At 64.1% G+C, this 12,062-nt stretch carries 11 protein-coding genes; 4 read left to right on the top strand and 7 right to left on the bottom strand.

Annotation, left to right across the window (positions count from 1 at the left end; genetic code table 11):
* Positions 1-25: 25 nt before the first annotated feature.
* The 3 genes from tpx (at position 26) to QFZ91_RS17290 (ending at position 2,067) form a co-directional block, all read left to right on the top strand.
* Positions 26-526, top strand: a complete 501-nt coding sequence (gene tpx, locus QFZ91_RS17300) for a thiol peroxidase (RefSeq protein ID WP_176380931.1) — start codon at positions 26-28, stop codon at positions 524-526.
* Between the two features lie 100 nt (positions 527-626).
* Positions 627-1,565: a carbohydrate kinase family protein gene (locus QFZ91_RS17295; RefSeq protein WP_429567903.1), complete on the top strand. Its 939-nt coding sequence runs from the start codon at positions 627-629 to the stop codon at positions 1,563-1,565.
* 25 nt (positions 1,566-1,590) lie between these two features.
* Positions 1,591-2,067: a glycine zipper 2TM domain-containing protein gene (locus QFZ91_RS17290; RefSeq protein ID WP_176105013.1), complete on the top strand. Its 477-nt coding sequence runs from the start codon at positions 1,591-1,593 to the stop codon at positions 2,065-2,067.
* Between the two features lie 232 nt (positions 2,068-2,299).
* Here the strand turns inward: QFZ91_RS17290 and QFZ91_RS17285 are convergent, their stop codons facing one another.
* The 7 genes from QFZ91_RS17285 to QFZ91_RS17255 form a co-directional block, all read right to left on the bottom strand.
* Positions 2,300-2,944, bottom strand: coding sequence for a histone H1-like DNA-binding protein (locus QFZ91_RS17285; protein ID WP_429567902.1), 645 nt, complete (start codon positions 2,942-2,944; stop codon positions 2,300-2,302).
* 29 nt (positions 2,945-2,973) lie between these two features.
* Positions 2,974-3,291 (bottom strand): hypothetical protein, encoded by a 318-nt coding sequence (locus QFZ91_RS17280; RefSeq protein ID WP_429567901.1) that lies wholly within the window; start codon positions 3,289-3,291, stop codon positions 2,974-2,976.
* A gap of 87 nt (positions 3,292-3,378) precedes the next feature.
* Positions 3,379-4,602, bottom strand: a complete 1,224-nt coding sequence (locus tag QFZ91_RS17275; protein WP_176380934.1) for a ribonucleotide-diphosphate reductase subunit beta — start codon at positions 4,600-4,602, stop codon at positions 3,379-3,381.
* 583 nt (positions 4,603-5,185) lie between these two features.
* Positions 5,186-8,188 (bottom strand): ribonucleoside-diphosphate reductase subunit alpha, encoded by a 3,003-nt coding sequence (locus QFZ91_RS17270; protein ID WP_429567900.1) that lies wholly within the window; start codon positions 8,186-8,188, stop codon positions 5,186-5,188.
* 533 nt (positions 8,189-8,721) lie between these two features.
* Positions 8,722-9,318, bottom strand: coding sequence for a 1,6-anhydro-N-acetylmuramyl-L-alanine amidase AmpD (gene ampD / locus QFZ91_RS17265; protein ID WP_429567899.1), 597 nt, complete (start codon positions 9,316-9,318; stop codon positions 8,722-8,724).
* Entirely contained in the window at positions 9,315-9,617 is a 303-nt protein-coding gene (locus QFZ91_RS17260; protein WP_176121894.1) for a PP0621 family protein, read from the bottom strand. The genes ampD and QFZ91_RS17260 overlap by 4 nt, the downstream gene beginning before the upstream one ends.
* A gap of 8 nt (positions 9,618-9,625) precedes the next feature.
* Positions 9,626-10,549, bottom strand: a complete 924-nt coding sequence (locus tag QFZ91_RS17255; RefSeq protein ID WP_429567898.1) for a cytochrome C assembly family protein — start codon at positions 10,547-10,549, stop codon at positions 9,626-9,628.
* An 81-nt stretch (positions 10,550-10,630) separates the two neighbouring features.
* On the opposite strand from QFZ91_RS17255, the gene ffh reads away from it, so the two are divergent.
* Positions 10,631-11,998 (top strand): signal recognition particle protein, encoded by a 1,368-nt coding sequence (ffh, locus tag QFZ91_RS17250; RefSeq protein WP_429567897.1) that lies wholly within the window; start codon positions 10,631-10,633, stop codon positions 11,996-11,998.
* The last annotated feature ends 64 nt before the right edge of the window (positions 11,999-12,062 follow it).

The following is a 12,062-nucleotide window of genomic DNA, read 5'->3' as shown; positions in this document are numbered from 1 at the left end:
TGACGCCCTTTTCGGAGCACAACACATGAGTCAAGTCACGCTGGGTGGCAACCCGATCGAAGTAAGCGGCACGTTCCCGTCGGTCGGCCAGCAGGCCGCCGCATTCTCGCTGGTCGGCCGCGACCTGAAGCCGCTGACGCTCGCCGACTTCGCCGGCAAGCGCAAGGTGCTCAACATCGTCCCGAGTCTCGACACGCCGACCTGCGCGACGTCGACGCGCAAATTCAACGAAGCCGCCGCGAAGCTCAGCAACACGGCCGTGATCGTGGTGTCGGGCGACCTGCCATTCGCGGCGTCGCGCTTCTGCACGACCGAGGGCATCGAGAACGTGGTGACCGCGTCGACGTTCCGCGGCCACGAGTTCGCGCAGGCGTACGGCGTCGACGTGACGAGCGGTCCGCTGACCGGCCTGACCGCGCGCGCGGTGGTCGTGCTCGACGAGAACGACAAGGTCCTGCACGCCGAGCTGGTCGGCGAGATCAAGAACGAGCCGAATTACGACGCAGCGCTCGCCGCGCTGAAGTAAGCCCTCTCGCGCGCGAACGACGGCGCCGCGCCTCGCGCTGCACCGTCGGCGCGGCGCGTCTGTCTTCCCATCCCACCGTTTTCATACAGGAACGCTCGCCTTGGCTACGCTCATCTGCGGCTCGCTCGCGTACGACAACATCATGACCTTCGAAGGCCGCTTTCGGGAGCACATCCTGCCGGAGCAGGTCCACATCCTAAATGTAAGCTTTCTCGTGCCGACCATGCGTCGCGAGTTCGGCGGCTGCGCGGGCAACATTGCGTATGCGCTGAATCTGCTCGGCGGCGACGCGCGCATCATGGGCGCGATCGGCGCCGTCGACGCGCAGCTCTATCTGGAACGGCTCGCAGAGCTCGGCCTGTCGACGGAAAACGTGCTCGTCGTACCCGACACCTACTCGGCGCAGGCGATGATCACGACCGACCTCGAGAACAACCAGATCACCGCGTTCCATCCGGGCGCGATGATGCAGTCGCATCAGAACCGCGCCGACGAGGTGAAGGGCCTGACGCTCGGCATCGTTGCGCCGGACGGCTATGACGGCATGGTTCAACACTCTGAGCAACTGGCCGCCGCAGGCGTGCCGTTCATCTTCGATCCGGGCCAGGGCTTGCCGCTGTTCGACGGCGAGACGCTGCGGCGCGTCATTGAACTTGCTACCTATGTAGCGGTCAACGATTACGAAGCCGCGCTGGTGAGCAACAAGACCGGCTGGTCGATCGAGCAGATCGCCAGCAAGGTCGATGCGCTGATCGTCACGCTCGGCGAGAAGGGTGCTCAGATCCATCACGGCGGCGGTATCGAAGAGATCCCGGCGGTCACGGCCAGGCGGGTACTCGATCCCACCGGTTGCGGCGACGCGTTTCGCGGCGGCTTGCTCTACGGTATCGAGAAGGGCCTCGGTTGGGCCACCACCGGCCGTCTCGCCAGCCTGATGGGCGCACTGAAGATCGAGCATCAAGGCCCGCAAAACTACGCGCCCAGCCGGGCGGAAATCAACGAGCGGTTCAAGCAGGCCTTCGGATACGACCTGCACTGATATCGCGTGCTATGGGAGTTTGGGAATGAGAACCTCGAGTCGCCTGATCGTCGCCACTGTGATCGCCGGTTCGCTGGCCATGTCGGGATGTGCGGTCAACAGCAGCTCTCCCGACGTTTTCACCGCTTCGCAGGCGCAGCGCGAACAGACGGTTCGCATGGCCACGGTGGAGAGCGTACGCGCGGTGCGCATCAGCACGAACGAAGGTCAGCCGATCGGCATCGGCGCACTCGGCGGCGCTGCGCTCGGCGCGCTCGCCGGCACTGCGTTCGGCGGCGGACGTGGCCAGGTCGCGACGGGTATCGTCGGCGGCATCGGCGGTGCGGTCGCCGGCAATGCAATCGAAAACCGTGTGGCGATGCGCGACGGCATCGAAATCACCGTGCGGCTCGACAACGGTGACATGCGCGCCATCACCCAAACTGCCACCGGCGAAATCTTCCGCGCCGGCGATCGCGTAAGGCTACTGTCGAGCGGCGGCGTCACGCGCGTCACGCACTGAGCGCAGTTCCCCTCCCGCGCGGCCGCGCGTAGTTCAGCGCCGCGACGACGACATCACACGCATGAGCCCTCACGGGTCCATGCGTGTTTTTCTTTCGGGTGACGGCAAAAAAAAACCCGCCACCGGCACACCGGTAACGGGACATTGACCGGGTGGCGCTCGCAACAGCTCGAGCACGACCCGGTCATCCGACACATCGTGCGATGTGTCGACGTACTGCTACAGCTACCGCTTACGGACGGCTGCCCGTCGGGAACGGCCATGCCGCTGCCGGGTTCAGCGCGGTCTTCACCGTCGCCGCCGGTGCGCTCGAGACAGCAGGCGCAGCAGCGGGAGCAGGCGCGGCCTTCTTGGCGACAGCCTTCTTCGCAGGTGCAGCCTTCTTCGCAGGTGCAGCGGCCTTCTTCGCGGCAGCCTTCTTGGCAGGTGCAGCTTTCTTGGCTGCAGCCTTTTTCGCAGGCGCGGCCTTCTTGGCAGCGGTCTTCTTCGCCGCGGCCTTCTTCGCCGGTGCTGCTTTCTTCGCCGCGGCCTTCTTCGCCGGTGCCGCCTTCTTCGCTGCGACCTTCTTCGCTGCGACCTTCTTCGCCGCCGCTTTCTTCGCCGGTGCTGCCTTCTTCGCCGCGACCTTCTTGGCTGCGACCTTCTTCGCCGCGACCTTCTTCACTGCGGCTTTCTTCGCCGGTGCTGCCTTCTTTGCCGCGACCTTCTTCGCTGCAACCTTCTTCGCTGCAACCTTCTTCGCTGCGACCTTCTTCACTGCGACCTTCTTCGCGGCGACCTTCTTGGCCGGAGCAGCCTTCTTAGCCGGAGCAGCCTTCTTGGCTGCGGTCTTCTTTGCTGCGGTCTTCTTGGCCGCGGCTTTCTTTGCAGTTGCCATCATTTTCTCCTTCAGGTTTTCAGATGAGGTCAGTTCAAACTACACCCTTCGTCAAAACCCGCTTCCCGCGGACGCTTCTCAGGGCGCGCGCTACGAAGCGGGCTATTCATCGGCGTACGCAGGTGCAACGCGCTTACGCTAATGAATGCGGTAAGGCGCGCCGTGCCCCAAGGCACCGCGCGCCAAATCTGGTCGGCGTCGCGAGGCGACGCCGGCAATTGCTTGATCGGGCCGCCGGCAACGACGCCAGCGGCTTTTTCCGGGGGGAAGTTTGCCCATCCCACTGAAGGGTCCGCAAGGTGCCTGTCATGTTTGTGGGCCGTCAAGGCACCGGGCACGCTTTGCATCAGGCCGTTCTGCTCCTAACCCGGGGCGCCGCGGCCACAGGCGGCGGCATCCCCATCAATGAAACCATCCGCGACGCGAATCCCGGCTCACTCCCAGGAAAGCGCACCGCCAGTCTGATATTCGATCACTCGCGTCTCGAAGAAATTGCGTTCTTTCTTCAGGTCGATCATCTCGCTCATCCACGGGAACGGGTTTTCCTCGTTCGGGTACAGCGGATCGAGACCGATCTGCTGGCAACGGCGGTTGCAGATGAAGCGCAGATAGCTCTTGAACATCGACGCGTTGAGGCCGAGCACGCCGCGCGGCATCGTGTCTTCGGCGTAGCGGTATTCGAGCTCGACCGCCTGCTGGAAGATCGCGCGAATTTCGGCGCGGAACTCAGCCGTCCACAGGTGCGGGTTTTCCAGTTTGATCTGGTTGATCAGGTCGATGCCGAAGTTGCAGTGCATCGACTCGTCGCGCAGGATGTACTGGTACTGCTCCGCCGCACCGGTCATCTTGTTCTGGCGGCCGAGCGCCAGGATTTGCGTAAAGCCGACGTAGAAGAACAGGCCTTCCATCACACAGGCGAACACGATCAGCGAGCGCAGCAGCGTCTGGTCTGCTTCGAGCGTACCGGTCTTGAAGGCCGGGTCGGTCAGCACGTGGATGTACGGAATCAGGAATTCGTCTTTAGCGCGGATCGACGGGACCTCGTGATACGCGTTGAAAATTTCGCCCTCGTCGAGACCGAGCGACTCGACGATGTACTGGTAAGCGTGCGTGTGGATCGCCTCTTCGAACGCCTGGCGCAGCAGGAACTGGCGGCATTCGGGCGCCGTGATGTGGCGGTAGGTGCCCAGCACGATGTTGTTGGCGGCGAGCGAGTCGGCCGTCACGAAGAAGCCCAGGTTGCGCTTGACGATGCGGCGCTCGTCTTCGGTCAGCCCGTTCGGGTCTTTCCACAGGGCGATGTCGCGCGACATGTTCACTTCCTGCGGCATCCAGTGGTTGGCGCAACCCGCCAGATACTTTTCCCAGGCCCACTTGTACTTGAACGGCACCAGCTGATTGACGTCAGTCTGGCCGTTGATGATGCGCTTGTCGGCGACATTGACGCGCGCTTCGGAAGCGGCCGCCGCGTTGGCAGCATGAGCGACGGGAGCGACAGCGATGTCGCTCGCGAAGACTTCTTGAGCGGAGGGAGCATGAGGAGCGGAACGCGTTCCGATTTGCGAACCCACAACCGACCCCGCAGCGTTGCGCAACACGTTCGGTTGCGTCGCGCTCGAGGGAGTTACGGCAGTGATCTCGTCATCCCAGTTGAGCATAAATGTCACCATCAATTTAGAACGGTTTGTACCATCTTTTCACGAGCGATAAAAGAGCTCACTCGCGAAAATTCCTGTTTTTGATTCGCGTTGCTACGTTCATACAACACTTTGTTCGACATGCTGCGTGTGACTCATGCAGTCACGCATCGAATGACGCGTGATGATCGCGTGTTGAACATGTGTTGCCGAGGTCCTTCGCGAGCTCGAAGAGCAACGTTTCGACACGACGTTTCGTTGCTCTATCTATATGTATTGCGCAGCGTGTTCGCGGCATCCGCCGACTGATCGATGGACCGGTCGATGCCGCGCGAATCGCTCATCGCGAGAGTCGGCGGTGAGCCGCGTCGAGCGTGTTGCGTCAGCGTTGGCGGTTGACGTGCGATGCCATGTCGAGCGATCGTCCGGTGTTGCCAACTGCTGTGTTGCTTCGCTGCATCGACGAGCGGTGAGACTTCGATACTGCTCACCGCTCATCGACCTGCTTCTACTTCATCAACGGGGCGCGTCGCTCGCCGCCTGCGGGTCATCACCTACGACCCTCGTGCAGTTAGCAAGCATCGCTCCCGCTGCTTGCCTCTAGTTACTGGCAAGCCTCGCACTCGTCGAAGCCGGGATCGCCCGGACGCATCATGCAGACCGGACCATCCGCTTCGGGTGCCGCTTCGACTGCGACCGCGGCAGTCGCTGCCGCTGCCTGGAAGCCGCCGCTCACGCCACCCGCCACACCACCCGTCGCGCCGCCCACGCCGAAGCCGCCTGCCGCGCCGCCCGAGCCGTCATGACCCGAGCTCACCGCGTTCAGCGCGCCGTGCGCGACCGTCGACTTCTCGACGTGCGTCGCCGCCATCGTGCGCAGATAGTAGGTGGTCTTCAGACCGCGCAGCCATGCGAGCTTGTAGATCTCGTCGAGCTTCTTGCCCGATGCGCCCGCCATGTAAATGTTCAGCGACTGCGCCTGGTCGATCCACTTCTGACGACGCGAGGCTGACTCGACGAGCCACACCGGATCGACTTCGAACGCGGTCGCGTAGATCGCGCGCAGGTCGGCCGGGATGCGGTCGATGCGCGACAGCGTGCCGTCGAAGTACTTCAGGTCGGCGACCATCACTTCGTCCCACAGACCGCGCGCCTTCAGGTCGCGCACCAGGTAGTCGTTGACCACCGTGAACTCGCCCGACAGGTTCGACTTCACGTACAGGTTCTGATAGGTCGGCTCGATGCACGCCGACACGCCGATGATGTTCGAGATCGTCGCGGTCGGCGCGATCGCCACGCAGTTCGAGTTGCGCATGCCGTAGGTCGCGATGCGCGAGCGCAGCGCCGGCCAGTCCATCGACTCGCTCGAATCGACCTCGACATAACCGCCGCGCGCTTCGGCGAGCAGCGCCACCGAGTCTTGCGGGAGGATGCCGCGATCCCACAGCGAGCCGCGGTAGCTCGAGTAGCGGCCGCGCTCTTCGGCGAGCTCGGTCGAAGCGTAGTACGCGTAGTAGCAGACCGCTTCCATCGAGCGATCGGCGAACTCGACCGCTTCCTGCGACGCGTACGGCGTGCGCAGCACGTGCAGGCAGTCCTGGAAGCCCATGATGCCGAGGCCGACCGGACGGTGCTTCAGGTTCGAGTTACGCGCCTTGGCGACCGCGTAATAGTTGATGTCGATCACGTTGTCGAGCATGCGCATAGCGACGCTGACCGTGCGCTTGAGCTTGTCGTGGTCGAGCGCCACCGTGCCGTCGGCCTGTTCCTTCAGGTGCGCGACGAGGTTCACCGAGCCGAGGTTACAGACGGCGATTTCGGCGTCGCTGGTGTTCAGCGTGATTTCCGTGCACAGGTTCGACGAGTGGACGACGCCGACGTGCTGCTGCGGCGAGCGCACGTTGCACGGGTCCTTGAACGTGATCCACGGATGGCCGGTTTCGAACAGCATGCCGAGCATCTTGCGCCACAGCTGCGCCGCCGGAAGCTTCTTGAACAGCTTGATCTCGCCGCGCGTGACCTTGTCTTCGTAAGCCGTGTAAGCCGCTTCGAATTCGGCGCCGAACTTGTCGTGCAGATCCGGGCAGGTGGACGGCGAGAACAGCGTCCAGTCGCCGCCTTCCATCACGCGCTTCATGAACAGGTCGGGAATCCAGTTCGCGGTGTTCATGTCGTGCGTGCGACGACGGTCGTCGCCGGTGTTCTTGCGCAGCTCGAGGAACTCCTCGATGTCGAGGTGCCACGACTCGAGATACGCGCACACCGCGCCCTTGCGCTTGCCGCCCTGGTTCACCGCGACCGCCGTGTCGTTGACGACCTTCAGGAACGGCACCACGCCCTGCGACTTGCCGTTGGTGCCCTTGATGTGCGAGCCGAGCGCGCGCACACGCGTCCAGTCGTTGCCGAGACCGCCGGCGAACTTCGACAGCAGCGCGTTTTCCTTGAGTGCTTCGTAGATGCCGTCGAGGTCGTCGTCGACCGTGGTGAGGTAGCACGACGACAGCTGCGAGCGGCGCGTGCCAGAGTTGAACAGCGTCGGCGTCGAGCTCATGAAGTCGAAGCTCGACAGCACGTTATAGAACTCGATAGCGCGCGCTTCGCGGTCGATCTCGTTCAGCGACAGACCCATCGCGACACGCATAAAGAATGCCTGCGGCATCTCGATGCGCACGTTGTCGTGATGCAGGAAGTAGCGGTCGTATAGCGTCTGCAGACCCAGGTAGCCGAACTGCAGGTCGCGGTTCGCGTCGAGCGCGGCGCCTAGACGCTTCAGGTCGAACTGCAGCAGCTTGTCGTCGAGCAGCTCCGCTTGCACGCCGCGCTTGATGAACTGCGGGAAGTACTCGGCGTAGCGCTCGCCCATTTCGGCTTGCGTGACTTCTTCTTCGAGGATCTCGCGGCGGATCGTGTGCAGCAGGATGCGCGCGGTGACCTGGCTGTAAGCCGGGTCCTTTTCGATCATCGTGCGGGCAGCGAGGATGGCCGAGTCGTACACCTGGCTCATCGGCACGCCGTCGTACAGGTTCTTCACCGTTTCCGCGACGATCGGCTCGGCGCTCACCGCGTCGCCGAGGTTCGCGCATGCGGACTCGATGATGCCGCGCAGCGCGGCCATGTCCAGCGGACGCGTGATGCCGTTGTCGGTCACGTTCAGGCCCGGCGTGCTCGCGGCATCTGCATGGTCGTCATGCGCGCGCGCCTGGTTGCGCTTCTCGCGATACAGCACGTAAGCACGCGCGACGTTGTGCTCACCGCCGCGCATCAGCGCGAGTTCGACCTGATCCTGAATGTCTTCGATATGGAACGTGCCGCCGTTCGGACGGCTGCGCAGCAGCGCGCGCACCACGTTCTGCGTGAGTTGCTCGACCAGTTCGCGCACCCGTGCCGACGCCGCCCCCTGACCACCGTTGACGGCGAGGAACGCCTTCGTCACGGCGATCGCGATTTTCGACGGCTCGAACGACACCACGGTGCCGTTGCGGCGGATCACCTTGTAGTCGGCGTAGCTCGCTTGCGGCGCGAGCGACTGTGCGCCTTGAGTCTGGCCGAAAGCCTGGCCAGTCGGTGAGCCCTCGTACCGGGTCGTCACGTTGTCGGTGGTTTGCATGTGCAAAGCTCCTGGTCTTGGAAATGGCGGCGGGTGCCGCGGATTAAATCGAACGCCGCGCCGTCGCGTGCGCGAGCGATGTGGTGCAGGAAGGCCGGCTACGCCGGTTGGCGGGATGCAACTGCGAGGAAGCCTGGTTCGATTTGATGACGGTCTTCATCGGGTCGGTCGCGATCACTGGCTGGTCCTTTCCTGAATGCTTCTGGATGCGGCCGGAGATCCCCCAACGGCTGCGCCCCAGGAATTTTTTTCGCTGTCTGGAATGCTTGCGGCGCCGTGCTCGGGGAGCGGGGCGCCGCAGACTTATCCACTCTTATTCACTCGGTTATGCACATGGTTATTCACAGCACAACACAAGATATAGTGCGAAACTCAGTTGTCGGCACCAAGTATAGTGGAGATTCGAGACAGGTCAAACCGTTTTATTTGCGCTCGAAGTCTTGACTTTTGCGTCGCGCGACGCGCATAAGCTCCCCGGAGAAGCAGGCTGCGCCTCGTTCTCTGCGGATCACGCAAGATCGTGCGAAGGGGGATTACCGCAATTCGGAAAACTTGAGATAGGGGAAATACCGACCGTCGAGCAACGTGTCGCGTTGCAGCCGCGGCCACTCGAAATGTGGACCGGGATCGGTCTTGCGACCGGGCGCGATGTCGGAGTGTCCAGCAAGCGCGTCGATCGGATAGCGCACCTTCAGTGCGCTCACCAGCGCGGCGAGCGTGCGGTATTGCGCCGCTTCGAAGGCGGTGGTGTCGCTGCCTTCGAGCTCGATGCCGATCGAGAAATCATTGCAGCGCTCGCGGCCGAAAAAATTCGACGGTCCCGCGTGCCACGCGCGCTCATTGCACGACACGAACTGCTCGAGCGCGCCGTCGCGATGAATCACGAAATGCGCGGACACACGCACGCCGCGCAGATGCGAGTCGTAGTACGGGTGAGCGTCGCAGTCGAGCGTGTTCTGGAACAGTTCGGCAATCGCGGTGCCGCCGAACTCGTTCGGCGGCAGGCTGATGTTGTGAACGACGATCAGCGTCGGCACCGCGCCTTGCGGCCGCGCTTCGAAGTTCGGCGAGGGGAGCCTGCGTGCGGCGGGAACCCAGCCGTCGGCATCGACGGTGAAGACGTCGCTCATCGGGCGTCGCGGCCGCTCGGACGCGCGCCGTGGCGCTGCGCGTGCGCGGCACAGCAGAACGCCTGCCCCGCGACGCTGACCGAATCGCTCTTCGGTGCATGCACCCCGCACTCGACGCAGCGAATCATCGGTTCGGCAAGCTGCGGCTGTTGTCCATTCGAAGAACGCGCGCCGCCATTCGCGGCGCCGGCACCGTTGGCGCCGCGCGCGCCGGTGCGTTGCGCGTCGTGGCGGCGCAGTGCCTTCACGAGCCACTGTCCGACGATGAACAGCAGAATCAGCAAAAAGATTTGTCGCATGGGGACGCTCACACTACAGGCCGGTGCAACAGCACCTCTAAAACGAAACGGCTGCCGACGTACGCGAGCAACAGCGCGACGAACGAGGCCAGCACCCAGCGCAATGCCGCACGGCCGCGCCAGCCGGACACCTTGCGCGCCGTCAGCAGCGCGCCGAACATCACCCACGAAAGAATCGCGAACACAGTTTTGTGATCGAGCCGCAACGCCCGGTCGAGCAGTTGCTCGCTGAACAGGATGCCCGACAGCAGCGTCAGTGTAAGCAGCACGAAGCCGGCGCCGATCAGACGGAACAGCAGCTTCTCGAGCGTGAGCAGCGGCGGCAGCGTGTCGAGCCAGCTCGACCACCAGCCGTTGCCCGACGCCGCGTGGCGCTGCGCGAGAGCACCGCGCATCGAATGCAAACGCCGCTCGACCGCCAGCATGAGCACCGCGTGCAGCGCGGCGATCGCGAACAGACCGTACGCGATGTTCGCGATCAGAAAGTGCAGCTTGAACATCGGCGCGGCCGCATACGGCAGCACGCGCACGCCGCCGAACGCAAGCGGCAGCAGCGATGCGACGCACGCGAGCGGCAACACCAGCAGGCGCAGTCCGTCGAGCGGGAAGAAGAAGCTTTCGATCCAGTAGATGCCGGCGCCGAGCCAGAACATCGCCGACAGCGCGAACGCGAAGCCGAACACCATCGCGTTCTGCGGGAAGATCGTGGTATGCAGCAGGACGCCGTGAGCGAGCAGCGCGACGAATAACAGCGCGCGCCCGGGCGCGCTCATGCCGGAGGCCACCAGAGCGCCCGCGTGGACGGCTTGATCGGGCAGCGGCGGCACGCTCTCGAGCAGCGGACGCACGGCCGCGTGCCGGTGCGAGCGCCAGCCGGCCACGGCAAGACCGCCGTAGAGAAGCGCGGTGAGGGCATACAGTACAATATCCATATTCGAAGTTTACACTAGGGCCCTTCCCCGCGACGCCTTCTGCTTCGCGCGCTGCGCGGGCCCCACCGTTCATCGCTCCCCATGCTCGACAATCTGACTCAACGGATGGCGCGCGTCGTCAAGACGCTGCGCGGCGAAGCCCGGCTCACCGAGGCGAACACCCAGGAAATGCTGCGCGAGGTGCGTCTCGCACTGCTCGAGGCCGACGTGGCGCTGCCCGTCGTGCGCGAGTTCATCGCGAAGGTCAAGGAGAAGGCGCTCGGCGAGGAAGTGATCGCCAGCCTGTCGCCGGGTCAGGCGCTCGTCGGCGTGGTGCAGCGCGAGCTGACCGCGGTGATCGGCGGCGATTACGAGGGCAAGGCCTCCGAACTCAATCTCGCCGTCACGCCGCCCGCGATCATCCTGATGGCGGGTCTGCAGGGTGCCGGTAAAACGACCACGGTCGGCAAGCTCGCGAAGCTGCTGCGCGAGAAGTACAAGAAGAAGGTGCTGACGGTTTCGTGCGACGTCTATCGTCCCGCCGCTATCGCGCAGCTGAAAACGGTGACCGAGCAGGTCGGCGCGGACTTCTTCCCGTCGGAGCCGAACCAGAAGCCGGTCGACATCGCGCGCGCCGCGCTCGACTGGGCCAAGCGCCACTATCACGACGTGCTGCTCGTCGACACGGCCGGCCGTCTCGGTATCGACGAAGCGATGATGCAGGAAATCGCCGCGCTGCACGCCGAGCTGAAGCCGGCGGAAACGCTGTTCGTCGTCGACGCGATGCTCGGTCAGGACGCGGTCAACACCGCGAAGGCGTTCAGCGACGCGCTGCCGCTCACCGGCGTCGTGCTCACCAAGCTCGACGGTGATTCGCGCGGCGGCGCGGCGCTGTCGGTGCGTCACGTGACGGGCAAGCCGGTCAAGTTCGTGGGCGTCGCCGAAAAGCTCGACGGCCTCGAAGTATTCCACCCCGACCGCATGGCGAGCCGGATTCTCGGCATGGGCGATATTCTCGCGCTCGTCGAGGAAGCGCAGCGCGGCGTCGACGTGCAAGCCGCGCAGAAGCTCGCCGACAAGGTCAAGAAAGGCGGCGACTTCGACCTCAACGATTTCCGCGCGCAGCTCTCGCAAATGAAGGGCATGGGCGGCTTGTCGTCGCTGATGGATAAGCTGCCCGCGCAGTTCCAGCAGGCCGCCGCCGGCGCCGACATGAGCCAGGCCGAGAAGCAGATGCGCCGCATGGAAGGCATCATCAACTCGATGACGCCGGCCGAGCGCGCCAAGCCCGAACTGATCAAGGCGACCCGCAAGCGCCGCATCGCCGCGGGCGCGGGCGTGCAGGTGCAGGAAGTCAACCGCATGCTGAACCAGTACGAACAGATGCGCACGATGATGAAGAAGCTCAAGGGCGGCAACCTGCAGAAGATGATGCGCGGCATGAAGGGCATGATGCCCGGCATGCGCTAAGCTTGATGGGACCGGCGCGCGCTCGCGCCGATGCGCGGCGTGGCTGACTTCGGCATCGTGCGGG

Source organism: Paraburkholderia sp. JPY419 (assembly GCF_050435705.1).
Taxonomy (GTDB): domain Bacteria; phylum Pseudomonadota; class Gammaproteobacteria; order Burkholderiales; family Burkholderiaceae; genus Paraburkholderia; species Paraburkholderia youngii.
Note: the sequence above shows the minus strand (reverse complement) of the source record. Positions and strands in the feature narration are given on the sequence as shown.